Genomic DNA, 25,447 nt, shown 5'->3' with positions numbered 1-25,447 from the left:
TCTTGCCGGGCGCGCGACGCCGGGCATCCCGCCTGGACGCACCGGCGAATCATCCAAGTACGACCCAGTACGAGGACGATCCGCCGGCACGCCCAGCCGGGCGCCCACCGCCGTGCGCTGATCCGACAAGATCCGTAAGAGAGGCCCTAGCCGAGCCCACCGGACGGGGCCAGCACCAGCTCCCGCACCTGCTCCCGAGCCGCCTCGCCCGCCTCGGGCGACAGCGCCGCGTCGGTGACCCAGGTGTCCACCTCGGCCAGCTCGGCGAAGGTCGACAGGCCGACCACGCCCCACTTGGTGTGGTCGGCCACCACCACGACCCGGCGGGCCGAGGCGACGAAGTTCCGGTTGGTCTCCGCCTCGGCCAGGTTCGGGGTGGAGAGCCCGGCCTCGGGGGAGAGGCCGTGGGTGCCGAGGAAGAGCAGGTCGAAGTGGAGCGAGCGGATCGCCCGGTCCGCGACGGGGCCGACCAGCGAGTCCGAGGGGGTGCGCACCCCGCCGGTCAGCACCACGGTGGTGCCGGTCCCCTCGCCCTGGCGCTGGGCCCGCTCGAAGACGTCGGCGACCCGGACCGAGTTGGTCACCACGGTCAGCGGGCCGATCGTCACCAGGTGCTGGGCCAGCGCAAAGGTCGTGGTCCCGCCGGAGAGCGCGATCGCGCTGCCCGGCGTCACCAGCGCGGCGGCCGCCCGGGCGATCTCCTCCTTGGCCGAGAGCTCGAGGGTCGACTTCGCCTCGAAGCCCGGCTCATGGGTGCGGGCCTCCTCGACCGGCACCGCGCCGCCGTGCACCTTCTCGATCGCGCCGACCTTGGCCAGCGCGTCCAGGTCCCGGCGGATCGTCATGTCCGACACGTTCAGCCGTCGGGTCAACTCGTTGACCCGCACTCCGCCGCGCCGTCGTACTTCGTCCAGGATCAGCGCCCGGCGCTGCTCGGCGAGCAGGTTGCTGTTGTCGGCCACGTACGCCGCCCCGCCTTTCGTCGTTCCGTTCTTATAGTCATCCTGCCACGTCGGCTCACCCGCGCGGGAGCGGCAGGTCGGCGGGAACCAGGAGTTGGAGGTCCTCGGTGGACGGGTCCGGCAGCTGGGCCACCCGCATCGCGTGGCGCTCGATCATCGTCTCGAAGACCTGCCGGGCGGTGCGGCCGTTGCCGAAGCTGGGGCCGCGGTGCAGGGTGGCGAAGTGGCCGAGCAGCGCCTGCTCGGTGGCCTCGGCCAGCTGGTACTCGTGTTCCACGGCCTGGGTGCGGGCGATCGCCAGCAACTCGGCGTCGGTGTAGTCGGGGAACGCGATGGTGCGTGAGAAGCGCGACGAGACACCGGGGTTGGAGCTGAGGAAGCGCTCCATCTCGGCCGTGTAGCCGGCCACGATCACCACCACCTCGTCGCGGTGATCCTCCATCAGTTTCACCAGGGTGTCGATCGCCTCCCGGCCGAAGTCCCGGGCGCCGTCCTCGGGGGCCAGCGTGTAGGCCTCGTCGATGAACAGCACCCCGCCCCTGGCCTGGTCGAAGGCGGCCTGGGTGCGGATCGCGGTGGAGCCGATGTGCTCGCCGACCAGGTCCACCCGGGCCACCTCGACCAGGTGGCCGCGCTGCAGCACCCCGAGTGAGGCCAGGATCTCGCCGTAGAGCCGGGCCACCGTGGTCTTGCCGGTGCCGGGGGAGCCGGTGAAGACCAGGTGGCGGCGGAGCGAGGGCGCCTTCAGCCCGGCCTGCCGGCGCCGGCGGCCGACCGAGATCAGGTCGATCAGGGTCCGCACCTCCTGCTTCACGGTGGCCAGCCCGATCAGCGCGTCCAGCTCGGCCAGCGCCTCGTCGGCCGGGCGGCAGTCCGGGATTGGCGTGATCTGCGGCGGGGCGACGAGCGCGGGGGACGAGGTCAGCTGCGCGGTGCGCGGGCCCGGCACGTTCTCCGCCGGGGCGGGCGCCGCAGCGGACCTGGCCGGGGCGGTGCTCGCGGCCGCCACGTCGTCCGAGGTGCAGGCCTCCACCACCGGGCCCGGCTCGGCGAACTCGAAGCCGGCCCGCCCGTTCTGCTCGGCCCGGCAGCGGGTCAGCGCGGTGCGGCAGCCGTCGATCACATGGAAGCCGAAGCCCTTGCCCTGCACCGCCCGGCAGTCCTCGAAGCTGCCCCGGCCCTGCGCCGAGACGTACACCGCCGCTTCGGTGCTGCCGCGCACCACGCAGTCGCGCAGCACCGGATCGGCGCCTTTGGTGACGATCACACCGGTGGCCACGTCCGAGATCTCACAGTCCGTCAGCAGTCCGCCGCTGCCGTGGTCGCGGAACCAGAGCCCGGTGCCCGCCGAGCGCACCTTGCAGCGCTCCAGCGCCACGCTCGCGCCCGAGCTGACCGAGACGGCCGAGCTGCGGATCTCGCTGAACGAGGTGTCGGCGACGGTGGCCCGGGAGTCCCGGTCCAGCACGAAGAGCGCGTCCGGCAGGTTGTGCAGGGTGCAGTCGGTCAGGGCCAGTCGGGCGCCGTCGCTGACCCAGATCGCCGGGTAGTCGCCGGTGCTGTCCTCGATCACGCAGCTGGTCGCGGTGGCGCTGGTTCCGGTGTCCCAGACCGAGAGCGCGCCGCGGCCGAAGGCCCGCACGGTGCTGCGCTCCAGCGTCAGGGTGGCCCGGTCCCGCAGGTCGGCGGCGTTCTCCGGCAGCTCGTGCAGCCGGCAGTCGACCAGGTGCAACTCGGCCTCGGTGTCCAGGGTCAGGCCGTTGCCGGTGACCCGGTGCACCGAGCAGTCGGTCAGCCGGCCCACCGCCCTGGCCTCGGCCTGCACGCCGCTGCCCTTGATCTCGTACAGCTCGCAGCCGGTCAGCTCGGCCAGGGTGCCCGGGTCGGTGAGCAGCACCCCCGCGCCCACCGTGTGGTGCAGCCGGCAGCGGTTCAACCGGGCGGTGGCGCCTTCCAGCACCGCCAGGCCGGCCTGCCCGGCCTCGGTGATCTCGCACTCCTCGAACCGCGCGGTGGCGCCGCCGCGCAGCCGCAGGCCAAGGCCCGACGGATTGCTGACGGTGCATCCGGTCAGCCGTGCCTCGGCCTGGTCGGCCACCTCCACGCCGACCGCCGAGTGGGTGTCCACCCGGCAGCCGATCAAGGTGGCGTCCGCCTCCGGGCCCTCGATCCGCACGGCGGCGGCCGAGCTGTTGAAGCCCTCGATCACCAGGTCGCGCACGGTGGCGGCGGCGGTCACGGTGAGCGGCACACCGGCGGGCGGGTCGATCCGCACGGTGCCGGGGCCCTCGGCGGGCAGCAGCGTGACCGCCTTGTCGAGCAGCACGTTCTCCCGGAACACGCCGGGACGCACCGTGACCGTGTCGCCGGGCTCGGCGGCGGCCAGCGCCTCGGCCAGCGTCTGGTACTCCCCGGCGCGACGCCGCCAGCGCGAGCCGCTGTCCTGCGTGACCCGGACCCTGTGCTCACTCATGACGGTGCTCACTCATGACGCTGCGTCGTCCCGCCTTCCACTGCTCCTGCCGTGCGCCTCACCGTAGCGTGCTTGCCTGGGCCTTCCGCTGCTAAGCGGCTGGGAGCCGCTCGCCCCGGGCCAGCACCGTGACCTGGTCGCCCACCCGCAGGGTGCCGAGCGCGGGCCCGGTCACCAGGTCGGGGCGGTCGGGAATCAGGTTGACGCCGAAGACCGCCTTCTTGTCGAAACGTCGGCGCTTGTTCAGGGTGCGCAGCGGCTCCTGGCCCAGCCGCTCGCCGCTCTCCTGGTCGGTGGTGGTCACGATGCAGCGCCCGCACAGCTTGACGGCGCGGAAGGTCAACTCGCCGACCCTGACCCGGCGCCAGCCCTCCTCCTCCCAGGGCTCGGTGCCGTCGATCACCAGGTTCGGGCGGAACCGCTCGGTGGGCAGGGCGGGCCGCTCGGCCTCGGCCAGCCAGGCGTTCAGCGCGGCCAGCGAGGCGGTGGTGGTCGCCAGCAGCGGGTAGCCGTCGGCCATGCTGACGGTCTCGCCCGGCGCGCCGAAGGCGGGATCGATCCGCCGGGCCAGCGGATCCTCAAGGCAGAGCAGCCGGACCTCGCCCAGCTCGTGCGGGCCCAGCCGCTCGGCGAACCAGAGCTGGGCCTTCGCTTCGGCCTCGACGGCGGCGAACCGGTTGCCCCACACGTCGCCCTCGGCGGGGATGGCGCCGTCCTGCGCCCGGGGCACGGGTATCCGCAGCTCGTCGCCCTCGGGGGAGGTGACCAGCAGGGCGTCGTCGTCGGCGAGTTCGATCCGGTACCGGGCGAGTTCGGGGAGGTCGCGCTGGGTGACGGCCAGGCCGCCCGGGCGGGCGAGCATCCAGCGCCGGTCTCCGCGCAGCCCCCAGGGTTCCACGACGGCGTGCGCGAGGTCCTGCCGGTACATCGATTTGACGGGGTATCGGTGCAGTCCGGTGAGGAGTGGCATGTGCCCATCCTGCCAGCTCGCGAATGCGCTCCTGACCTGCCGCCGCCCGGTCGCCGGTTTCGGGCGAATACGCACGGGCCGCCCGGCACACCGTACTTCGGTGTTCCGGGCGGCCCGTGAATGACCGTCCCCCTGGTTGTCGCCTGCTCAGCAGACCGGCTGCCGCATGGCTCAGTAGGCCTGCCCCTGGTAGGGCTGGCCCTGCTGCGGCGCCTGGCCGAACTGCGGCTGGCCCATGGGCTGCTGCTGACCGAAAGGCTGCTGCTGGCCGAACTGCGGTTGGCCGAACTGCTGCTGACCGGCCGGTTGCTGCTGCCCGGCGTAGCCCTGCGGCGGTTGCGGGGCCGGCGCCTGCTGGCCGCCGAACTGCTGGCCCGGCTGCTGGAAGAACTGCTGCGGCGGCATCGGGCGGACCGGAGCCACCGAGGCGGGCGTCATCGGCCCGCTCGGCCGGAAGGCGCCCGGCTGCTGGTCCCAGGGCTGCGGCGCGGGCGGCTGGGCGTAGCCCTGCTGCTGCATCGGCGCGCCGGGCACCCGAGGACCGGGCACGTACGGCTGGCCGCCGAAACCGGGGCCGGGCTGCGCGCTCTGGTAGCCGGGGCTGCTGGGGCCCGGGCCGAGCGCCAGTCTGGCCGGCGGCAGGGCGGGGAGCAGGCTGGTCGACTCCAGTGCCGAGCCGCCGTAGCCGCCCGCCATACCGGGCGCCGGGGGGAGCGCGGCCGGCACGTTGATCGGCGCGATCTGGGGGACTCCGCGCTCTGCGACCAAGCTGTCGTAGATGGGCGTGCCCGACGAGAAGGACGGAGGGTAGTAACCGACTCCGTCGTAGGAGCGGGGCGAGGTCATGGGGCATACCGTAAGCCCAGAATGCGCCCCTGAGGAGTCTGGGAGGGGTGGCAGTTCGAGTGTTTACGCAACCTTCGCCAAGGCAAACCTGGCGAACGGTCAGAGAACGGACATTTTGCCGATGTTTTTCGGTCAATCTCGGTCATGAGAACGGAGTGAGCCCCCCGCACCGGGGGGCTCACTCCGGCGCACGCCGTCATCGCGCGACACCGGCCTCGGGCCTCTGATCAGCTACGCTGCAGTGCCTGGGCGGGGAAACCCGGCTGCGCGACCACCTCGGCGGTGCAGAACGCGCAGCGCGAGGCGGCGGCCGGAATCCGGCTCAGGCACTGCGGGCAGTCCGCCTTGGCCGACTCGGTCGCCTTCGGCTTCTCCAGCCGCGCCTGCAGCCGACCCACCGGCAGCACCACCGCGAAGTAGATCACCGCGCTCACCAGCACGAAGCTGAGCAGCGCGTTCAGGAACGCGCCGTACGGGAAGCTGGTCCCGGCGATCGCGAAGCTCTCCTTGGTGAAGTCGCCCACCGCACCCATCGCCACCCCGATCAGCGGCGTCAGGAATGCCGTGACGAAGCCGGTGACCACGGCGGTGAAGGCCGCGCCGATGACGATGCCGACGGCCAGGTCGACGACGTTTCCGCGCAGCAGGAAGCTGCGAAAGCCCTTGAACACGGCACTGACTCCAGGGGGATCACGCGGGGCGGTGGCCCGGCCCGCTTTCGGGGCTCATCCTGACCGGGCCGGGGCGTGGTGGTCCACTCAGGATCACCCGCTCTGCCCAATGCTGGTACGGAAGTTGACGTGCCGTCAGGCGATCCGCATACGCACCCGCCGGGTACGGCGGGGAGCAGCGGCGCAAGCGGGCGTGCGGGCGGGTGGTGGTCCTGGCCGCCACCGTGTTGACGGCTGCGGCGCTCGGGTCGGACCGGTTGGGGAGGGACTCTCTCGGTCCCGACCACCGGCGATCCCGACCGAGGCCTGTCGCCCCGCCCTGGTCGGGCGCATACTGATCCGCACGGCGCGTGCCGTGCGACCGGACCTGCGGGGGCCCGGCGCGGCGGGCCGTCGGAGGGGATGGGCGAGTTCTCGATGCCTGGCGTGATCATCGCTGTGGTGGTGCTCGGGGTGCTGTTCCTGGCCAGCAGCGTCCGGGTGGTCCAGCAGTACGAACGTGGTGTGGTGTTCCGGCTCGGGCGGGTGCGCAGCAAGGTGCGCGAGCCAGGGCTGACGGTGCTTCTGCCGGTGGCGGACCGGATGCGCAAGGTCAATGTCCAGGTGATCACCATGCCGGTGCCGGCACAGGAGGGGATCACCAAGGACAACGTCACGGTCCGGGTCGACGCGGTGCTCTACTACCGGGTGGTCGAGCCGGTGCGCGCCACGGTGGACGTGCAGAACTACGCCTTCGCGATGCTGCAGGTCGCGCAGACCTCGCTGCGGTCGATCATCGGCAAGAGCGAGCTGGACGACCTGCTCTCCGGGCGTGAGCAGTTGCACCGGGGCCTGGAACTGATGCTGGAGAGCCCGGCGCTCGGCTGGGGTGTGCACATCGACCGGGTCGAGATCAAGGACGTCGCGCTGCCCGACTCGATGAAGCGCTCGATGGCCCGTCAGGCCGAGGCCGACCGCGAGCGGCGGGCCCGGATCATCACGGCGGACGGCGAGTTCCAGGCCGCCGCCAAGCTGGCCGAGGCGGCGCACACGATGTCCGAGACGCCGGCCGCGATGCAACTGCGGCTGTTGCAGACGGTGGTGGAGGTGGCGGCGGAGAAGAACTCGACGCTGGTGCTGCCGTTCCCGGTGGAGCTGCTGCGGTTCTTCGAGAACGCGGCGGGTCGGGCCGGTGCGGCCGGTGCTCCCCAGGCCGCCGCTGCCCAGGCCGCGGCCGAGGCCGTTGCCGAGCCGGTCGCCGCCGAGGCCGGTCCCGCCGCGGTCGACCAGGCCCCGGTGGCGCCCGCCCTCGAGGCCCGTCCGGATCAGCCGGCTACGCTCGATCGGGCGAACCTGAGCGAGGCAACTGGCCTGTAGCGCAGGGGAACTGGCACGGTGGCGGGCATGAAGCCCGTCACCCGTGCCGTTGTTCTGCTGGTCTCGGTCGCCTGCACGTTCGGCGCCGCCGTCCCCGTCAGCGATGCCGCATCCGCGGACACCGCGTATGTGAACCTGCGTCATCCGCAGCCGGTGCGCGACAAGGCCAAGCGTGAGGTGGTCGAGGTCTTCTGGTACGGCTGCGTGCACTCCCAGCTGCTGGAGCAGCCGCTGGAGCAGTGGGCCGCCCGGCAGCCCGCCGATGTGGTGCTGCGCCGGCTGCCCGCCGTGTGGCCCGGCGAGTCCGACCAGACGGTGGAGCGGGCGCACGCCCGGCTCTACTACACGCTGGAGCGGCTCGGCGAGGTGGACCGGCTGCAGGGCGCCGTCTTCCACGCCGTGCGCGACGAGCACCAGGACCTGACCACCGAGGCGGCCGCCGCCGACTGGGCGGTGAGCCAGCAGGTGGACCGGACCCGCTTCACCACCGCCTACGAGTCGGACCAGGTCGGCCAGGAGGTCGCGCAGGCGCCGAACGACCTGGCGCGCTACGAGATCACCGAGCTGCCGAGCGCCGTGGTGCAGGGGCAGTACCTCACCTCGCCGACCCGGGCGGGCGGGGTCGACGCGATGCCCCAGGTGCTCGACCAGCTGCTCGAGCGGGTGCGGGCCGGGCACTAGGCCCGGTCCGGTCAGTAGGTCCGACCCTTCCAGGCCGCGCCCCGCCCCCGGTAGTGCTGCACCGCGGAGTCCACCGTCATCAGCAGGTAGAGCAGCGCGGTGAACGGAAGCAGCAGCGCGGCCGGGGCGGGCCGGTCGTAGTAGCGGGTCATCGGCAGGTAGGTGGCGGTCATCAGCGCCCAGGCGGCGGCCCCGGTGGCGAGCAGCGGCCAGGCACCGGTGGCCAGCCCCGCGACGGTCGCCACCGGCGGCACCAGGTAGATCAGGGCCAGTCCCAGCACCGTGCCGAGCAGCAGCGGCGGCGAGTGCCGCAACTGCGCGTACGCGCTGCGCGAGACCATCCGCCACAGCGGCGCCAGCCCGGGGTACGGGCGCACGCTCCGCACTGCCAGCGTCTCGGTCCGCTCGGCCAGGCCCAGCCAGGTCCGCCCGCCGGCCCGCTTGACGGCGCGGGCCAGCGAGACGTCGTCGATCACCGCACCGCGGATCGCTGCCACCCCGCCGGCACGTTCCAGCGCCGCCCGGCGCACCAGCGAGCAGCCGCCGGCCGCGGCGGCCGTCCGGCTGCCGGGGTGGTTGCTCCGGCGGAACGGGTAGAGCTGGGCGAAGAAGTAGACGAAGGCCGGCACGATCAGCCGCTCCCAGCCGGTCTCGGTGCGCAGCCGGGCCATCTGCGAGACCAGGTCGAGCCCCTGGGCCTGGGCGCCGGCCACCAGCGCGGCCAGCGTCTGCGGGCCGTGCGCGATGTCGGCGTCGGTGAGCAGCAGCAGTTCCACGTCGCCCGTCTCGCAGGCCAGTTCGACGCCGTGGCGGACCGCCCAGAGCTTGCCGGTCCAGCCGGCCGGCAGCGGCGGCGGGGTGGTGACGGTCAGCGGTAGGCCGTCGGGGATCTCGGCGGCCAGCTCGCGCGCCACCTGCGCCGTGCCGTCGGAGCTGTGGTCGTCCACCAGGATCACCCGGGCCCGCCCGAGGTACTTCTGCCCCAGCAGCCCCGGCAGGCTTAGCGGCAGCACGGCGGCCTCGTCCCGGGCCGGCACCACGATCGCGACCTCCGGCGGCCGATCCGGATCGGTGCGGTCCGGCGGCAGGCGCAGGTCGGTGCGCCAGAAGAGCCCCTGGCAGCAGGTCAGCCAGAGCCAGCAGAGCAGCGACAGTCCGGTCACTCCGGTCAGCACGGTCACTCCGGCAGTCTGCCGCAGCGGCACCGCCTGGGCGGGCAGCCTGGCCGGATCGGCTAGGGTCATATGTCGTGAAGATCGCACTGATTGACTCCGGAATCGGCCTGCTCCCGGCGGCGGCCGCCCTGCGGACCCTGCGTCCGGACGCCGATCTGGTGCTCTCCAGCGACCCCGACGGCATGCCCTGGGGCCCGCGCACCCCCGCCGACCTCACCGAGCACGCACTGGCCTGCGCCCGGGCCGCCGCCGCGCTGGGTCCGGACGCGCTGGTGGTCGCCTGCAACACCGCCTCGGTCCACGCGCTGGCCACGTTGCGCGCCGAGTTGGAGCCCGAGTTGCCGGTGATCGGCACCGTCCCGGCGATCAAGCCGGCCGCCCTGGCCGGCGGCAAGGTCGCGATCTGGGCCACCCCGGCGACCACCGGCAGCGCCTACCAGCGCGGGCTGATCGCGGAGTTCGGCGGCGACGCGGAGATCACCGAGGTCAGCTGCCCGGGCCTGGCCGACGCCGTGGAGCACGCCGACGAGGACGCCCAGCGGGCGGCGATCGCCGCGGCCGCCGCGCTCACGCCGCCCGGGACCACTGACATCGTGCTCGGTTGCACGCACTACGAGCTGGTCGCGGAGCCGATCCGGGCCGCCGTCGCGTCCGTCGCGCACCCGGACCTCGTGCTGCACGGCTCGGCCGACGCCGTCGTGGCCCAGGCGCTGCGCCGGGTGCCCGCCGAGGCCCTGGCCCGCACCGGCGGCGGCACCCTGACCGTGCTGCAGACCGGCCGGGTCAGCCAGCTGCCCACGGCCGCCACCCGCTACCCGCAGGCGCTGGCGCTGCTGACGGCGGGGACCGCGGTCGGCGTGCGCGGCATCAGCGGTTGAGCGCGGGCGGCAGCAGGGGCTGACCGTGCGCGGCATCAGCGGCTGAGCAGGTCCTCGATCGCCCGCAGCACGGCATCCTGGCGCTCCTCGTGCAGCCAGCCGTGCCCGGCATCCGTGACCACCCGGTGCTCGCCGTGCGACACCGACGCGGCCAGCTCGGCGTGCAGCCGCTGCTTGCGCTCGTTCGTCAGGCGAACGACCTCCTCGGACCACATCTGCGACTGGTTGGCGTCCGGGCCCAGCGCGCTGATCACGATCATCGGGACATCGGGCAGCGCCGGCCCGTCCCGGAGCTCGTCGGTGACCACGTCGTAGAGGTTCCTGCTCTCCAGCAACCCGGTCCGCCAGGCGCTGAGGTGATGCTCGATCAGCGGCTCGCGCACCGCCTCCGGCCAGCTCGCGAAGTGCTCGCGCAGCACCTCGCGGGAGCGCTGGACCTGCTCCTCGGTCGCCTCGGGCAGCTCCAGGTCCTTCAGCTCGGCCAGCCGGTCCAGCACCTCCTGCGGCGCGCCGGTGGTGAGGTCCTCGTGGAACGGGTCCAGCAGGAGCAGGCCGGCCACCTCGAGGGGGAAGCGCTGTGCGAAGCGGCGCGCATGGGCGCCGCCCAGCGAGTGGCCGACCAGCAGGTAGGGGCCGGGCAGGCCGGCCACGTGCAGCAGCTCGCGCAGTTCGTCGGCGACCTCGGCGGCGGTGCGGGGCAGTTCGATCCAGTCGCTCCAGCCGGTCCCCGCGCGGTCGTAGAGCACGCTGGTGGTGAGCTCGGCGGTGCGGTGGTGCAGGTTCAGGTAGTCCAGGCCGACCAGGTTGGCGCCCGGGAGGACGACCACGGTCGGGCCGCCGCTGCCGGAGCGGTGCAGCAGTAGCCGCCGGCCCCCGACCTCGTACCGGCGTCCCAACGGCGGTGTCTCCAGTGGCGAGTCCAGTGGTGCCTCTGACATGGGTCCTCCCCGTGATGAACGGTCTCAACTTTGAGAAAGGTATCGAAGGTGAGACCGTGTGTCCATGGACACCGTGGACCTGCTCCTGCATCCCGTGCGGCTGCGCCTCGTGCACGCCCTGTCGGGCGGGCGGACGCTGACCACGTCTCAGCTGTGCGCCCTGCTGCCCGATGTCTCGAAGGCCACCGTGTACCGGCACGTCGGACTGCTCGCCGAGGGCGGCCTGCTGGAGGTGGCCGAGGAGCACCGGGTGCGCGGCGCGGTCGAACGCGAGTACCGGCTGCGCCGGGAGCGGGCGGTGATCGGGGCCGGCGCGGCCGCGGCGGCCTCCCGCGACGACCACCGGCGGATCTTCGCGGTGGCGATGGCCACGCTGCTGGCCGAGTTCAACGCCTACCTGGACCGGGACTCCGCCGACCCGGCCGCCGACCTGGTCGGCTACCGCCAGCACGCGCTCTGGCTCAGCCCGGCCGAGCTGGCCGAGCTGATCGGCGAGTTGCGCGCCGCGATCGTCTCCCGGATCGGGAACGAGCCCGCACCCGAGCGCACCCGGCACCTGCTCAGCCCGATCATGTTCCCGGCCGAGCAGTCACCGGAGTGAGAGCGGCGCGCGATCGGCGTACGACCGCGCGCGAGCAGCGCCAGCGAAGCGTCAGACGCCCCGCCAGCGCCGTACCGCCGGGTGCAGTCCCGACAGCACCGCCTCGAACTCGGCCTTGTCGCAGCTCGCGTCGACCGGCAGCCGGCTGACCCGCAGCGCCTCGCGGGGCAGCCGCGGGCTGAGGCGGTGGTCGCTCACGAAAGCGGTGGGGTAGCCGAGTTCGGTCAGCAGCCGGGCGGCGCGCGGGTCGTGGTTGCCGCCGGGGTAGGCGAAGGCGCTGGGGGCGCCGCCGAGCCAGTCGGTCAGGGCCTGGTGGGCGGTGCGGATCTCGACCTGCACGGTGGCGTCGTCGCAGCGCCGCAGGTCGGCGTCGCCCAGGGTCTGGTTGCCGATCACCACCTGACCGGCGGTCAGGCGGCGCAGCTGTTCCGGCGTCAGGCGTTCCCGTCGCGGCGGCCGGGCGGGCGAGCTGACCCGCAGTTCGTGCAGGCTGCGGCGCCGGTCCGGGTCGGGCAGCGCGGCGAGCCGGGCCAGCCGCCCGGCGAGGCCGTCGCCGGTGACGGACCGGGCGTGGCCGCCGTTGGCGAGCAGGAACGCGGCCTCCTGGCGCCAGGACGGACGGTCGGTGCCGATCAGCTCGGTGACCACGAAGGCGACCGCGGGCAGCCCGCGTGCCGCCAGCGCCGGCAGCGCGTGGTCCAGCACGCCGCGATCGGCGTCGTCGAAGGTGATCAGCACGCTGCGCGGCGGCAGCGGCCGGCCCTCGCGCACCGCCTGCTCCAGGGCGGGCAGCGAGATCGGCACCGCGACCCGGCACAGCCGGTCCAACTGGGCGCCGAAGGCCCGGCGGTCGGTCACCCGGCGGTAGGCCAGCACCACCAGCCGGCGGGCCGCGTGCGCCCGGAAGAGCGGCTGCGCCGGCGAGTGGCGCAGCCAGTGGACCAGCCGGTCGGCGGCGGCCGGCGCGGGCGCCTCGCTCGGCGCCCTGTACTCCTGCGTCCTGTGCTCCTGCGTCGTGAAGTCCTGCGTCGTGAAGTCCGGTGTCCTGAAGTCCGGTGTCCTGGTGTCCGGTCGCGGCACGGGTGCCCCCAAGGCATGGCCGGGCGCACCCGGCGAGAGATCGCTCGATGTACTACGGACTCCCAGGTCCTGCGGATGGTTGTACGCGACAGGACCGACACCGAGGCAGAAGTCGGTGCGGGCGGCGCGGTGCGGCTACGGCTGCCGGTCGCGGAACCAGCGCGCCGTGCGGGCCGGCCCCACGCGCAGCGGCACCGGCACCGGTGCCAGGTCGGGGAACAGCTCGCGCCGCCGCCCGATGCCCGCCACCGAGTCACGCACGTCGCCGGCTCTGGGCTCGATGGGCGTCACCTCCAGCGGCCGCCCGAGGACCTCGCCCCGGTGGCGGGGCAGCGGATCGGCCGGCGAGCGCGACGCAAGATCATCGGCGCCGCCGATGCCCGCCTCGAGCAGGGCCGGATCCAGGATCGAGCCCTCGAACAGGGGCACCGCGAGCCCGACCTGGTCGGCCCCGATGAACCCGGCTCCGCCGGTGACGACCACGCACATGACGAGGTTCCTCCGGGCGTTCGGGGACAGGTCGGGCGGTCGGACGCGGCTGATCGTAGCCGACCGGACACGTTCCGTGTAGTCCCTCAACGGGCTGTTCATCTGATCGTTCGCCAGCGGTGGCGCCCCGACCACCCGGTGACCCGATCGATCGCACTCAGAGCTTGCGCTGCCGGTAGGTCTCCTCCGCCGCCTCGACCACCGCCGCCAGATCCCCGCCCGCCGAGGCGGTCTGCACGGCGACCACCGCGCCCTCCACGAACGGCGCGTCGGCGAACCGCACCGGGAACGGCAGCCCGTGCTCGTCGGCGGCCGCCAGCACCGCCAGCACCACTTGGACGGCCGACGGCAGATCGGCCAGCACCGCCACCCCGTGCCCCTGGTCCACCCGGCGGGCCGCGGCCGCGATCAGCAGCGCACTGCTGCCCAGGCCGTCGCCGGGGTGCCCGCCGGTGGCCGCCACCGCGGCCGGGTCGTCGGTCGGCGACACGGCCTTGGCCAGGTCGGCGGTGTCCTGCGCGAGGTCCCGGCTGTGCGAGACCAGCACCACGCCGACCCGGCCCAGCGCCGCCGACCGGATCGGCGACTGGCTCGGTACCCGGGCGGCCGAGGGCGCCTCCCCGATCGGGATGACATCCGCCCCGCCTGTGCCCCGAGGGCTGATCTGCCCCATCGGCTGCTCCCTCCCAGCTCTGCTGCCTGCGACCGTGCCGACTCTCGCTGCCCACTCTCGCAAACCGGGCGCGCCGCTCCCGCCCGCCGCGCCGGAACGCGATGCGTCCCAGGGCGTGTCTCGCTGACTCCCGCCAGGCGCGAACCAGCGAGACGCGTCCTAGCACGCCGCCGCCGCCCGCGGCGCCCGGTCCGCGCGGACTCCGCTCGACCGGAGGAGTACCGAAGAGCGTGGCCCGGGCGGCGGTGCGGACGGATACGCTGACCACCCTGAAGGACGTTCGGGAGGAGCAGGACCAGTGACAACCGAGACCAGCGCAGACGAGACCGCCCAGGGCGGTCCGGCCGTCCCGCCGGCGCGCAAGCCCAAGTTGGACACGACCGGGGCCGAGTGGCTCTCCGCCAAGCAGGAGGACGGCTCGCCCGGTGACGTCCAGATCGCCTTCGTGGACGGCTACATCGCGATGCGCGACGGCCGCTTCCCGGACGGGCCGGTGCTGGTGTTCACCCCGGAGGAGTGGCGGGCCTTCGTGCTCGGCGCCCAGGACGGCGAGTTCGACCTGACCTGAGTTCAGCTCGACTCCCAGGGCCGCCGGTTCCCGAGACCGGCGGCCCTTTCGTCTGCCGGTTCGTACGCCGGTTCGTCTGCCGGGTCGCACCCGAAAAGCAGCCAGGCGCCGTGCCGACCGCCCCCACGCGGTCGTGCACGGCGCCTGCTGTACGGCCCGGTTCGCGAAACCGGGCTCCTCCGGCTGTCCCCGATGCCGGTCCGCGAAGACCGGCGCCGCCGGGAGGCAGGTGACGGGGCCGCGAGGGCCCAGGCCACCGGTGCCCGGGATCCGAACGCCCCCACGCGTCGGTGTCCCGGGCGCGGTCCGTGGGTGCGACGGAGTCGGGGAACCCACGAACCAGGCTTTGGGTGAAGGGTTGCGAAGCTTGAAAACGTTGCATGGATCAACGAACTGCGTTGGTGCACAAGAACCGCAGCCGCTGCACGACCTGTGCCAAGGGTGGCAAGGGTGGATGGGCGCATGCGAATGCGCCACAGCAGGCCACCCCCACGTGGAACGGGTCCACAGCAGCTGCCGTACATCCGCGACCGTAGCCCGGACGGTTGCTCAGCGTCAACATTCGTCTCGGAGCGTGGAGCTCGCGCATTTGTGAACGCTCGGCGAGCGCGCCTCGGCGCCGCCCCGTGCGGTCGCGCGCCCCCGGGCACGTACGATGGCGACATGTCATTTCTCCGCCGACGCTCCGGCACCCCCGCGGGCCCGGACTTCGACGTCCTCGCGATGGACCCGGGCGACTGGCCCGGCCTCTTCGGCGCCGCGGTGATGACCGGCCCGGACGGCTCCTGCCAGGGGATCTTCCTGCGCTACGACCTGTTCGGCGGTCGCGGCCCGGCGATGTTCATCGGCAACCTGCCCGAGAGCTCGCCGGCGCGGGACCCCGAGGACGGGGTGCCGTTCGAGATCAGACAGCTCCTCGCGGCACTCGAACTGGAAGAGCCGGTGGAGTTCGTCTCGGCCGAGGACTTCCCGGTGATGCTCGGCGACGACCTGCTGATCGTGAAGAAGGTCAAGGTCTCCGAGGAGCGGGTGTTCTGCGCCCAGTTCGACCGCAGCGACCAGGTCCAGGTCACCATCGCCAGTTGGGACCGACCGATTGCGGACGACCTCTACCAGTTGCTCAAGCCGCTGCCCGCGGACCTGTTCCAGCAGGGCTGAGAGCCGCCGCGCAGTCGGGTCACACCGCCGGCGGTGCGATCGCTGTTCGGGCGTTGCTTGACGGTTTGGATCATTGCTTCGTACAGTCACCAGCATGCCGTCCCGCCGCCCGCTGCTGGTCCGCCGCAGCTATCTGGACCTGCGGCGGACCGCCAGCGCGCTCTGTCGCTAGGTCCTGTCGTCAAACCCCGTTCTGCCCGGCGACGCCAAGCCGCCCTGCGGGCGAACGAAGGGGGTTTGACGACAGGCCCCAGGGCCGCGCGGGTCCCGACCGACCCGCGCCCCGGCCGAGGACGACCGCGCTGCCCCGATGCCAGATCGGCCGCGCCTCGCGTTCCCGCACGCCCCACCGCCGTGCAGCCGACGCCGGCTGCCGAGCCCCCACGCCGGCCGCCCGGAGGCAGCAGCGCCATGACCGCTCGAACCGACCGTTCCGACCGCACTGACCGTTCCGACCATGCGTCAATCTCCGACAGCCGTACGCCGTCGGACGTCCCGGCGCCGGCGGCCGAGGCGCTGGCCAGGCTGCCCCGGGTGGTGGACCTGCTGGCCGCGCGGGCCGAGGAGCACGACCGGGACGCGACCTTCCCGTATCAGGGCATCGAGGCGGTGCACGAGGCCGGCCTGCTCACCCTGACGGTCGGTCAGCGCTTCGGCGGCCCGGCCGGCACGCTCGCCGACACCGTCCGGGTGCTGGCCGAACTCGGCCGGGGGGATGCCTCGGTGGCCCTGGTCACCGCGCACACCCTGCTGCTGCACGCCGAGCAGGACCGCACCGCGGGCTGGCCGGCCGCGGCCTACCGTCGCCTGCTGACCGAGTCCCGGCGCGGGCCCGCGCTGGTGAACACGCTCGATGCCGAGGCCCCCATGACCGATCCGCGCGACGCCGATCCGCGCGATCTCGAACCGGGCCGGCGGCCGCTGCTGGCCCGGCGGAACGGGGCCGGCTGGCAGCTGACCGGCCGTCGGAGCGGCTGTACCGGCGCCGAGGCGCTGGCCTGGCTGGTGGTGCGGGCGATCACCGACGAGCCGGCGCCGCGTACCGGCCTCTTCCTGGTCCGGGGTGAGAGCCCGGGAGTCGAGGTCGACCCGGTCGGCGACCAGGTGGGCCTGCGGGCCGCCGCGGGCCACGACGTGGTCTTCACGGAGGTCGCCGTGGCCGCCGAAGCGGCGCTCGGGCTGCGCCCGCTGGACGCCGCGCCCGACCCGGCGGGCGTCACGGCCGCTGAGCTCGGTGGCGCGTGGAGGGACCTGGCGCTCGCGGCGGTGCAGCTCGGCGTGGGCCGGGCCGCCCTGGACTGGCTGGTCGGGTTCCTCAGCCGGCGCACTGCGGCCGACCTCGGCGAACCCCTGGGCGGGCTGCCGCGGTACCAGGTGGGTCTGGGTGAGGTGGCGAGCGCGCTGGTCGGGGCGGAGGAGCTGGTGGTGGGCCTGGCGGCCCGGATCGATGCGGGCGAGACCGGCGCCGCGGCCCGGACCGGCGCGGCTCGGCTGCTCGCCGACCGCGCGGTGGTCGACGCGGTGCAGCGGGCCGTGGCGCTCACCGGAGCGCCGGGGCTGAGCCGGCGCCACCCGTTGGAGCGCTACCTGCGCGACGCGCTCAGCGGCCGGCTGGACGGGTGCGGCGAGGAGCGGGTGCTGGCCGAGGTCGGCCGCGCCGCCCTGCTGGCCGGCGCGGCCCGGCCCCGCGGCGCGGCCTGAGCCCTGCGCCGACGCCTGTCGGGCCGGCGCCGACGCTGGTCGGGCCGCGGCCGCCGCCGAGGCCCCGGCGGCGCCGCTCAGCGGGTCCCCACCGCGGCCCGCACCGCGCGGCGGGCCAGCGCCGCGTCGTCGTACAGCCGACGGATCATCAGCCGCTGCTCCTCACCGGCACCCGGCACGTCGTAGATCCGCAGCTCGCGCATCAGCACCAGCACCAGGTTCACCAGGAACGCGTCGCGGGCCACCGTGCCGCCGACCTGGGCCAGTTGACTGATCTGGCGCCGGGCCGCGGTGTCCCCCGAGAGCACGCTCCACAGCACCGCCAGGTCGTAGCCGGGCAGGTACCAGCCGGCCTGCTCCCAGTCGAGCACCACCGGTCCTGAGGGGGCCAGCATGATGTTGCTGAGCAGCGCGTCGCCGTGGCACAGCTGCCAACCGGTGTGCGAGAGGCCGTACATCAGCTGTCGCAGGTCGCCCGCGTCCCGGTCGGTCAGCTGCCCGACCGAGTGGTACCGGCCGATCTCGAACTGGTAGTCGAGCGGCTGGTGGAAGACGTCGACCGGCGGGCGCCACAGGTTGAGCGAACGGATCGAGCCCAGGATCGCGCGCACCTCGCCGGGCGTCGGCGCGTTGGCGGGGTGGCGTTCGACTGCGGCCGGCCGGCCCGGGATCCGCTCCAGCACCAGCACGCAGCGGTCGTGGTCGGCCGCCACCAGGCGCGGCATCCGCACCGGCGGGCGGTGCCGCACGAAGGTCCGGTAGATCGCCACCTCGCGGCGGAACCGCTCCACCAGCACGGCCCGCCGGTCGCTCTGCACCGCCTGCGGGGAGAGGCACTTGGCGACCACGGCGGTGCGCCCGATCAGCCCGGTGATCAGGATGTGCGCCCCGTCCTCGCGCAGCACCTGACGCGCCGAGAAAGCGGGACATATCCGGGTGATGTGGGCGAGCGCGGCCCGCACGGCCGGGGTGGCGAGGGCGGCGGTGTCCACCCGGCCCCAGCCCTCGGCCGCCGGGGCACCCAGGCCGTTGGTGCCGGCGTACTGGGGCGCACGGGGGCGCAGCAGGCGCTCACCGGCGCGCGGCAGATGGGCGGGTGCCTCGATCCGCCCGGCGGGACGGGCGGGGACGGCAGGCTTCGGCCCGGGCCGGCGGACCGCCACGGAGGACGGCGGTCGCTGCGGGATGCCGGTCCGGGGCGCGGTGGGGGAAGTCGCGGAGGAGTACATGAGGGGGAGGGATTCCCTTCCTTGCCGACGGCATATGACAGCCAAGGCGGCGGCCCTGGCGGGGTCAGACGGTGGTGCCGTGGAGCCCGGTCGTAACCCTGTACGACCTGGCTCGCCAGCGTGTGCGACGGCGCACCTGGGGCGTGCTCCGGCGTACCCGGTTGCGGTGACCGCCCAAGGGGGGTGGGACGGACGGCCGGTGGCGCTGGGCGGAGCGGGTGCCGGGACCGGCCGGCCGAACGAGCCAACGCACCCTGGGGAAATGCGCTGGTCCGTGCGGTCGGCCGGGCCCGGCACCGACGCGCCACCCGGTCACGCCACCCCCCTTCGCCAGGCCGGTGGGCGGCCCGTCGACGACCCTGGGATCCCCTCCCCGGCCGCTGTTTCCAGGGCTCGGAGCGATCCCGAGCCCCGGGTGGGGGTTGCGCATCTCTACCTGACACCCCGGACGCACTGGCTTTCCAGCTGGCGCACCCTGGCGGACCGTGGCGAATGCTCGCCTGGCATGTGACAGGCCATTAGGCTCGAACCAGCCGAGGAGCCTGGGGGCTTGATGTGAGCAGTGGATCCAACACCAGACTCGCTGACCTGTTCGCCCTGACCGGTTGGTCGAAGGGGGAGCTGGCCAGGCTTGTCAACCGGCGCGGTGCGGCGATGGGGCAGCAGCAGCTGTCCACCGACACCTCGCGGGTGCGGCGGTGGATCGAGCGGGGCGAGATCCCGCGCGATCCGGTGCCGCGGGTGCTGGCTGCGGTGTTCACCGAGCGGCTCGGCCGTGTCGTCTCCATCGAGGACCTCGGTCTGGCGCGACACCGGCGATCAAGTTCGGCCAAGGCGGGTGCTGCCGAGGCCGAGGAGCCGGAGCGGACGGCCGAGATCCTCACCGAGTTCACGGGAATGGATCTCATGCTCAACCGACGCGGACTGGCCGATACCGCCACGGAGATGCCGGGCGCCTCCGTCATCCCCGACTCCCTCTACCGCTGGCTCGCCGGTGACGACGTCGCCTACGCGGCGGCGCGCCCCGGGCCGCGCCAGGTGATCACCGGCACCCCGGGCCGACCGATCGTGGACGTCTACGAGCCGGGCCCCGCGGGCCAGGAGGAGGTCGCGGCGCTGGAGTGCTCGTTCGAGGTCTTCCGGGCCTGGGACGCCTCCCGCGGGGGCGGGTTGCAGCGCAAGGCGGTGATCGGCCAACTCAACGAGGTGGGCGGGCTGCTGACCCACCGGCATCCGCCCGAGCTGGCCCGGCGGCTGTGGCTGGTGGCGGCCAACCTGGCGGCGCTGGCCGGCTGGATGTCACACGACGTGGGCCTGGAGTCGACCGGGCAGCGCTACTTCGTGATCGCCGCGCAGGCCGCCAAGGAGGCCGGTGACCGGCCGCGGGCCGGTGAGGCGATCTCGCGCTGCGCCCGTCAGCTGCTGCACCACGGCCGGGCCGCCGAGGCGTTGGACCTGATGCGGATGGCCCACGCCGGCGCCGGTCCCGGCACGGGGCCGCTGACCCGGGCGATGCTGAACACCGTGGAGGCCTGGGCGCAGGCGTCCCTGGGCCGCACCCAGGAGGTGGCGCGGCTGCTCGGCGAATCGGAGGAGTACTACACCCAGGGCGCCGGGGACCCGCAGCCGAGCTGGATGCAGGTCTTCAACGAGGCCGAGCTGCACGGCATGCAGTCCCTGGTCTACCGCACGCTGGCGGAGCACGATCCGAATGCCGCCGAGCTCGCCGTGGCGCATGTCCGGGCCGCGATCCGGCTGCGCGCGGGGCAGGGCCAGGAGCGCTCCACGGTGCTGGACCTGGTCACGCTCGCCTCGGTGCACTGGCTCACCGGGGAGCCGGAGGAGGCCCAGCGGCACACCCGCCAGGCGCTGACACAGATCGGCGACACCTCGTCGCACCGGACCTGGGACCGGCTCTACCGGATGGACCGGCTGGCCGCCCGCTACCAGGCGCTGCCGGGAGTGGCCGAGCTGCGAGCCGAGCTACGGGCCGAGATCAGGGCGGCGGTGCCGCCGGCCCGCCGCCCCGCTGACTGATCCAATGGTCGCTTGATGAGGTTCTCCTCCGCTACGGGCGGGTGCCACCTCGTACCTCGGCGACCCCCACCCTTCGCTGCGTCGAACCTCAGCCGCTCGGGTGTCAGGCTCAGAGGGTGTCGACGGCGGCGCTGTGCACCTGGTCCCAGGCCTCCTGGACGTAGCGCTCGCGCTCGACCAGGGTCAGCGTGGGGAAGTACTCCTTCAGCCGCTCCACCACGATCTGCTCGGGCTCGTGGCACTCGTGCAGCAGGAACGCGGCCTTGTGAAGAATCTGGCTGTCCATGGAACGGTCCTCCCTAGGTGCAGGTCCGCCCTGTGCCGACGCTGCGCCGCACAGCATATGTCGCGCGGGGGAGCCGCCGATCGCGCAGGGCGGCTCGACACGAGGCGGCCCGAGCGCGCGCGGGGCGGACCCGCTCGGAGCGCGGGTCAGCTCAGCAGGCGCGGATCAGCATCCGCAGCGAGACCACCTGACCGTCCGGGCCGAGCACCGGGCGCCCCGAGCAGTGCACGGCCGCGCCGGTGCCGCCCGGCTGGTGGATCCGGACCACGCCGTCCAGCGGGCGGCCGTGCACCAGGGCCTCGGTCATCATCCGGCTGAGTGCCGGACGATCCTGCGGGACCAGCTGGCCCGGCAGTTGATCGAGCGTCAACGGACCGAGGCCGGGGTCGCGGGCCAGTATGGGGTAGGCCTCGGCGGTCCAGCTCACGGTGTCCTGGACCAGGTCCCACTCCATGGCGGCCGTGGCCTTGGCCGGAGGTGCGGTACGCAGGGGGAGACTCATCGGCGGTCCCACGGGGGCTTGGTGGCGGTGGCGGGCGGGGTCGGGGGAGTGGTGAGACGACTGTTGCACAGCCTCACGCTCCGTGTGGGAAGAATGGCAGAAACGGAGCGAACTTTCATCTGGCATATGCCGAGCGGGCATTCGAAGATCCGGTAGTCGCCCGGGACGGAACCGGATCGGATTGAGGTGTGTGCGTCACGGGCAGGCAGGCGGTAACCTACGGTGATTCCGGCGCCCGGGCGCCCGCCCAGCGTGACCACCAGACCCCCGGCGACGGAAATCCCGTTGCCTCGACGACCGCCGCAACGGATGCTGACCTCATGTTCGAGCCCGTGATAGCCCCCAGCAACAGCCTCCTCGGCCTGCTCCAGCGAGGACGCGGTGACGGGCAGTTGCATGCGCTCGCAGCCGACCGTGACGAGGCCATCGCCGCCCTGGAGGAGTGCGTCACCAGCGACCCCCGCGGCGACTGGCAGGTGGAGAACCGCTCCCTTTACTACGCCCGCGTCTTCATGGAGCTGGAAGCCCCGCTCGGCGGCATCGAGCGGCACCTGGGCCACCCCGACGACCTGCTCGACCTGGACGAGCAGCGCACCGGCCTGGCCCTGGCCGTCCTCGGCCACCTGGCCGGCTACGGCCGCCGCGACGCCCTGCTGCTGCTCCGCCAGTACGCCGCCACCGGCGGCAACTGGGCCTGGGCGCTGGACGAGCTGGGCCTGCGCGACGAGGACGCGGCGCTGCTCGCGCTGGCTCCCGCCGTGCTGCGCCGCTTCCCCGAGACCCCGCAGGGCGAGGCCGACCTGCGGGCCGCGATCCGCGCCGCCTACGAGCCGCGCCCCTGGCGCCTGTGGGCCGAGCGGCATCCGCGGGTCGCCGCGGCCGGCGAGCAGTCCCCCTTCGACCTCTGGCAGCGCCAGCTGGGCCGCAGCCAGGTCACCCCGGGCTGGAGCGTGGCCGACGTGCTCGCCTGGGCCGACCAGGCCGACAGCGTGGTGCGCCCGGACTCGGCCGCCGTCGAGCGCCGGGCCGCGGCCGCCGCCCGCTGTCTGGCCGCGGTGGCCCGCCCCGAGGACCGCGACACCCTGCTCGCCGCCGCCCGCGACGGCGCCGAGGGCGCCCGCCGGGCCGCCCTGCGCCACCTGGTCGACCAGGACGACGAGGCGCTCACCGAGCTGATCGAGGCCGCGGCCGCCGATGCCGACCAGCGGGCGGTCCGCGCCGCGCTGGACGCGCTGGCCAGGATGCGCGGGCCGCGCGCACTGGCCCGGGCCCGCCGCTGGGCTGACCCGGCCACCGGGGGCGCCGACAGCGTGCTCGGCGAGGCCGCCGTGCTGCTGCTGGCCGACATCGGCGAGCCGGCCGACGCCCCCGCCGTGGTGGCCGGTCTGCGGCACCGGGTGCTGCTGCACGGCGTCCGCGACGCGGGGCTGGCGGGCCTGGTGGACGGCGCGGGGCGGCTGGCCGCCGTGGAAGCCGTCCCGATCCTGCGCCACATCTACGGCGAGGCCGCCTCCTCCGACCTGCGCGGACGCGCCGCCCGGGCGCTGGCCGCGACCGATCGCCACTTCGCCAGCGGTGTCGCCGTCGAGTGTCTCTGGGACTGCGAGGAGGCCACCCGCGAGCTCGCCGCCCGCCACGTGGTGACCACCGGTGACGCCAGGGTGCTGGAACGCCTGCGCCGGCTGGCCGCCGACCCGGCCGAGGAGGCCGAGGTGCACGCGGCGGTGCGCGGCCGGCTCACCGCCAGGGGCTAGGGCCTGTACGGCGGATCTTTCCGGGCCCGCGACGCCGGGCATCCGCCCCCAGCCTGGCGGCCGGGGGTAGCCGCGGCCTGATCCGACAAGGTCAGCCGGCCAGGGCCTGCGCCGGGGCGTAGCGCCAGAAGGCGGGGACCGCCGCGACGGTGCCGAGCATCACCAGCACCACCAGCACCCCGCCGCCGGTGATCGCCCAGCCGGTGCCGAAGGCGGCGCCCGCCGTCCCGTGCGCCAGCCCCGCGAGCCTGGGCCCGCCGGCCGCGATCACGGTGTCCGCGCCCTGCAGCCGACCGCGCATCGCGTCGGTGGCGGCGCCCTGGAGGATGGTCTTGCGGAACACGCTCAGCACCACGATCGCCGCCCCGCCGAGCGCGAGCAGCACCGCCGCCGGCCAGAGCGAGTGGACCAGGCCGAAGCCGGTGATCGCCAGGCCCCAGCCGCAGACCCCCAGGGTCACCAGCGCGCCGTGCCGCCGCAGCCGGGTGAAGCTGCCGGAGCAGGCGCCCGCGAGCAGCGCGCCCAGCGAGATCGCGGCCGAGAAGACCCCGATCGCCGGTGTCCCGAGGCCCTGCTGGGCCAGCTGCGGGAAGAGCGCGACGGGCATGCCGAAGAACATCGCGGTGAAGTCGGCCAGGTAGGCGACCAGCAGGATCCGTTGCCCCGTCAGATAGCGCAGGCCGGCCGCGATACCGCGCAGCGCCGAGCCGTCCGGCCCGCTGCCGATCGCCCCGCCGCCGGTCGGCGGCAGCGCCGGCAGCCGGTGGGCGAGGATCAGCGCGGCGAGCAGCGCGAGACCGTCCAGCAGGTACAGCGGACCGAGGCCGGTGACCACGACCAGGGTGCCCGCCAGCAGCGGGCCGCCGATGCCGCCCAGCCAACTGACCGTGGACTGCAGCGCGTTGGCCGCCGGCAGCAGCTCGGCCGGCACCAGGCGGGGCACGATCGCGCCCCGGAGGGTGGAGTTGGCGCCGAAGCAGGCCTGCTGCCCGGCGATCAGGAGCAGCAGCACGGCGGCCGATCCCAGGCCCGCGGCCGCCTGGGTCCAGAGCAGCAGCGAGCAGAGCGCGATCCCGGCGTTGCCGAGCAGCAGCACCCGGCGCCGGTCCACGCGGTCGGCCACCGCCCCGCCCCAGAGCGCGGCGAGCACCATCGGCAGCAGGCCGGCCGCGCTACCGAGCCCCACCCAGAGGGAGGAGCCGGTGAGCCGGTAGAGCTGGATCGGGACGGCGAACGCGGTGAGCTGGCCGCCGACGGCGGTGACCGCGGAGGAGAGGAAGAGCCGGCGGAACGCGGGCAGTCGAAGCGGGCGGACGTCGAGCAGGGCGAGGCGCGGCGGCACGGCGTCAGCCCTCGGTCACCACATCGGCCACCGCGCAGGCGATGTTGTCCGGACCGCCCGCCCGGTTGGCGAGGCCGATCAGCTGCTGCACCGCCTGTTCGGGGGCGGCGACGGTGCCCAGCACCGTGTGCACGACGGCTTGTGGGACGACCGCGCTGAGCCCGTCCGAGCAGAGCAGGTAGCGGTCGCCGGGCCGGGCGGTGTGCAGCGAGACATCGGGCCGCGCCTCGGCGTCCGGGCCGGTGAGCGCGCGCAGCAGCATGCTGCGCTGCGGGTGCGAGGCGGCCTCGGCGGCGGTGATCCGGCCCTCGTCGACCATCGCCTGCACCAGCGTGTGGTCGTGGGTGATCTGGAACAGCTCGCCGTCCCGCAGCAGGTAGGCCCGCGAGTCCCCGATGTGCACCAGGGCCAGCCGCGAGCCGGACAGCAGCAGGGCGGTGAGCGTGGTCCCGGTTTCGTCCGGCGCTCCGTCGACTCCGGCCCGCACCGCCTCGGCCAGTGCGTTCAGCAGGTCGCCGGGGCCGACGGCGGCCGGGTCGAAGCGCTTGAGCGCCTCGACCGCGGCCCCGGCCGCCTCCGGTCCGCCGAAGCCGTCCGCGACGGCCAGCAGCCCGCCGTCCGCGTAGGCGGCGTCCTCGTTGCGGGCCCGGACCAGGCCCTGATCGGTGCGGGCCGCGTAGCGCAGCCCCAGTGTGGTGTTCATCCCCGTACTCCCGGTGAGGTGATCGAGGAGGAGGGTGACCAGGTCCTGCCGCGCGGCCGTGTCGGCCAGCACACCGTCCCAGTAGGCGCCGAGTTCGGCGGCCGCCTGACGGGGTGTCAGCTCGCAGAGCGGCTGGATCCGGGCCAGCGGCAGGCCGATCCGGCGCAGGTGGGCGACCAGCCGGGCGCGGTCCAACTGCTCGGGCGCGTAGAAGCGGTAGCCGGAGAGCGGGTCCACCTCGGCCGGGCGCAGCAGGCCCAGCTCGTCGTAGAGCCGCAGCGCTTTCGGCGTCAGCCCGCAGGCCCGGGCGAAGGCCCCGATGGTCAGCCGGTCCACCTGCTCGTCCCCCTCTTCCTCCCGGGCACCGTGCCCGG

At 74.1% G+C, this 25,447-nt stretch carries 24 protein-coding genes; 9 read left to right on the top strand and 15 right to left on the bottom strand.

Going from position 1 to position 25,447, the window contains the following annotated elements; all coding sequences use genetic code 11:
- Positions 1-146: 146 nt before the first annotated feature.
- From ABH937_RS25575 to mscL, 5 genes are all read right to left on the bottom strand, one after another.
- Positions 147-962 carry a DeoR/GlpR family DNA-binding transcription regulator gene (locus ABH937_RS25575; protein ID WP_280694183.1) on the bottom strand — a complete coding sequence of 272 codons (816 nt, stop codon included), beginning with the start codon at positions 960-962 and terminating at the stop codon, positions 147-149.
- Between the two features lie 55 nt (positions 963-1,017).
- Positions 1,018-3,435: a right-handed parallel beta-helix repeat-containing protein gene (locus tag ABH937_RS25570; protein WP_370219594.1), complete on the bottom strand. Its 2,418-nt coding sequence runs from the start codon at positions 3,433-3,435 to the stop codon at positions 1,018-1,020.
- A gap of 91 nt (positions 3,436-3,526) precedes the next feature.
- A complete protein-coding gene (locus ABH937_RS25565) occupies positions 3,527-4,405 on the bottom strand; it encodes an MOSC domain-containing protein (protein ID WP_280694181.1) in 879 nt (292 codons plus the stop codon).
- Positions 4,406-4,576: 171 nt separating this feature from the next.
- A complete protein-coding gene (locus tag ABH937_RS25560; protein WP_280694180.1) occupies positions 4,577-5,251 on the bottom strand; it encodes a DUF6643 family protein in 675 nt (224 codons plus the stop codon).
- 227 nt (positions 5,252-5,478) lie between these two features.
- Positions 5,479-5,922, bottom strand: a complete 444-nt coding sequence (gene mscL, locus ABH937_RS25555) for a large conductance mechanosensitive channel protein MscL (RefSeq protein WP_370219593.1) — start codon at positions 5,920-5,922, stop codon at positions 5,479-5,481.
- A 417-nt stretch (positions 5,923-6,339) separates the two neighbouring features.
- Between mscL and ABH937_RS25550 the strand changes: the two genes are divergently transcribed.
- Positions 6,340-7,278, top strand: a complete 939-nt coding sequence (locus ABH937_RS25550) for an SPFH domain-containing protein (RefSeq protein ID WP_370219592.1) — start codon at positions 6,340-6,342, stop codon at positions 7,276-7,278.
- Between the two features lie 27 nt (positions 7,279-7,305).
- Positions 7,306-7,959 carry a thiol:disulfide interchange protein DsbA/DsbL gene (locus ABH937_RS25545; protein WP_280694177.1) on the top strand — a complete coding sequence of 218 codons (654 nt, stop codon included), beginning with the start codon at positions 7,306-7,308 and terminating at the stop codon, positions 7,957-7,959.
- Positions 7,960-7,970: 11 nt separating this feature from the next.
- On the opposite strand, the gene ABH937_RS25540 is transcribed toward ABH937_RS25545, so the two are convergent.
- Entirely contained in the window at positions 7,971-9,203 is a 1,233-nt protein-coding gene (locus ABH937_RS25540) for a glycosyltransferase (RefSeq protein WP_370219591.1), read from the bottom strand.
- Between the two features lie 5 nt (positions 9,204-9,208).
- Between ABH937_RS25540 and ABH937_RS25535 the strand changes: the two genes are divergently transcribed.
- Positions 9,209-10,012 carry a glutamate racemase gene (locus ABH937_RS25535; protein WP_370219590.1) on the top strand — a complete coding sequence of 268 codons (804 nt, stop codon included), beginning with the start codon at positions 9,209-9,211 and terminating at the stop codon, positions 10,010-10,012.
- 35 nt (positions 10,013-10,047) lie between these two features.
- On the opposite strand, the gene ABH937_RS25530 is transcribed toward ABH937_RS25535, so the two are convergent.
- Positions 10,048-10,950, bottom strand: a complete 903-nt coding sequence (locus ABH937_RS25530; RefSeq protein ID WP_370219589.1) for an alpha/beta fold hydrolase — start codon at positions 10,948-10,950, stop codon at positions 10,048-10,050.
- Between the two features lie 64 nt (positions 10,951-11,014).
- On the opposite strand from ABH937_RS25530, the gene ABH937_RS25525 reads away from it, so the two are divergent.
- Positions 11,015-11,551, top strand: coding sequence for a helix-turn-helix domain-containing protein (locus ABH937_RS25525; RefSeq protein ID WP_280694173.1), 537 nt, complete (start codon positions 11,015-11,017; stop codon positions 11,549-11,551).
- A 51-nt stretch (positions 11,552-11,602) separates the two neighbouring features.
- Here the strand turns inward: ABH937_RS25525 and ABH937_RS25520 are convergent, their stop codons facing one another.
- The 3 genes from ABH937_RS25520 to ABH937_RS25510 form a co-directional block, all read right to left on the bottom strand.
- Entirely contained in the window at positions 11,603-12,631 is a 1,029-nt protein-coding gene (locus tag ABH937_RS25520) for a polysaccharide deacetylase family protein (protein ID WP_370219588.1), read from the bottom strand.
- Positions 12,632-12,766: 135 nt separating this feature from the next.
- Positions 12,767-13,120, bottom strand: a complete 354-nt coding sequence (locus ABH937_RS25515) for a hypothetical protein (RefSeq protein WP_370219587.1) — start codon at positions 13,118-13,120, stop codon at positions 12,767-12,769.
- Between the two features lie 157 nt (positions 13,121-13,277).
- Positions 13,278-13,793: a PTS fructose transporter subunit IIA gene (locus tag ABH937_RS25510; RefSeq protein ID WP_348533715.1), complete on the bottom strand. Its 516-nt coding sequence runs from the start codon at positions 13,791-13,793 to the stop codon at positions 13,278-13,280.
- Positions 13,794-14,091: 298 nt separating this feature from the next.
- Here ABH937_RS25510 and ABH937_RS25505 point away from each other — a divergent pair, with 298 nt between their 5' ends.
- The 3 genes from ABH937_RS25505 (at position 14,092) to ABH937_RS25495 (ending at position 17,220) form a co-directional block, all read left to right on the top strand.
- A complete protein-coding gene (locus ABH937_RS25505; RefSeq protein ID WP_370147056.1) occupies positions 14,092-14,361 on the top strand; it encodes a DUF397 domain-containing protein in 270 nt (89 codons plus the stop codon).
- A gap of 663 nt (positions 14,362-15,024) precedes the next feature.
- Entirely contained in the window at positions 15,025-15,519 is a 495-nt protein-coding gene (locus ABH937_RS25500; protein ID WP_280694170.1) for a hypothetical protein, read from the top strand.
- Positions 15,520-15,930: 411 nt separating this feature from the next.
- Positions 15,931-17,220 carry an acyl-CoA dehydrogenase family protein gene (locus ABH937_RS25495; RefSeq protein WP_370219586.1) on the top strand — a complete coding sequence of 430 codons (1,290 nt, stop codon included), beginning with the start codon at positions 15,931-15,933 and terminating at the stop codon, positions 17,218-17,220.
- A gap of 77 nt (positions 17,221-17,297) precedes the next feature.
- Here ABH937_RS25495 and ABH937_RS25490 read toward each other — a convergent pair whose 3' ends face one another.
- On the bottom strand, positions 17,298-18,449 hold the full coding sequence (locus ABH937_RS25490; RefSeq protein ID WP_280694168.1) for an aminoglycoside phosphotransferase family protein: 1,152 nt from the start codon (positions 18,447-18,449) through the stop codon (positions 17,298-17,300).
- 555 nt (positions 18,450-19,004) lie between these two features.
- Here ABH937_RS25490 and ABH937_RS25485 point away from each other — a divergent pair.
- Positions 19,005-20,486 carry a hypothetical protein gene (locus ABH937_RS25485; RefSeq protein ID WP_280694167.1) on the top strand — a complete coding sequence of 494 codons (1,482 nt, stop codon included), beginning with the start codon at positions 19,005-19,007 and terminating at the stop codon, positions 20,484-20,486.
- A 109-nt stretch (positions 20,487-20,595) separates the two neighbouring features.
- On the opposite strand, the gene ABH937_RS25480 is transcribed toward ABH937_RS25485, so the two are convergent.
- The gene (locus tag ABH937_RS25480; protein WP_280694166.1) at positions 20,596-20,772 is read right to left on the bottom strand and encodes a hypothetical protein; all 177 of its coding nucleotides are present in this window, start codon (positions 20,770-20,772) and stop codon (positions 20,596-20,598) included.
- A gap of 151 nt (positions 20,773-20,923) precedes the next feature.
- Positions 20,924-21,274 carry a hypothetical protein gene (locus tag ABH937_RS25475; protein ID WP_280694165.1) on the bottom strand — a complete coding sequence of 117 codons (351 nt, stop codon included), beginning with the start codon at positions 21,272-21,274 and terminating at the stop codon, positions 20,924-20,926.
- A gap of 320 nt (positions 21,275-21,594) precedes the next feature.
- Between ABH937_RS25475 and ABH937_RS25470 the strand changes: the two genes are divergently transcribed.
- A complete protein-coding gene (locus ABH937_RS25470; protein ID WP_280694164.1) occupies positions 21,595-23,028 on the top strand; it encodes a HEAT repeat domain-containing protein in 1,434 nt (477 codons plus the stop codon).
- Positions 23,029-23,119: 91 nt separating this feature from the next.
- On the opposite strand, the gene ABH937_RS25465 is transcribed toward ABH937_RS25470, so the two are convergent.
- A complete protein-coding gene (locus ABH937_RS25465) occupies positions 23,120-24,370 on the bottom strand; it encodes an MFS transporter (RefSeq protein ID WP_370219585.1) in 1,251 nt (416 codons plus the stop codon).
- 4 nt (positions 24,371-24,374) lie between these two features.
- Entirely contained in the window at positions 24,375-25,409 is a 1,035-nt protein-coding gene (locus ABH937_RS25460; protein ID WP_370219584.1) for a MerR family transcriptional regulator, read from the bottom strand.
- Positions 25,410-25,447 lie beyond the last annotated feature (38 nt).

This window comes from Kitasatospora sp. GAS1066B, from assembly GCF_041262605.1.
In the GTDB taxonomy this organism is placed as follows: domain Bacteria; phylum Actinomycetota; class Actinomycetes; order Streptomycetales; family Streptomycetaceae; genus Kitasatospora.
Note: the sequence above shows the minus strand (reverse complement) of the source record. Positions and strands in the feature narration are given on the sequence as shown.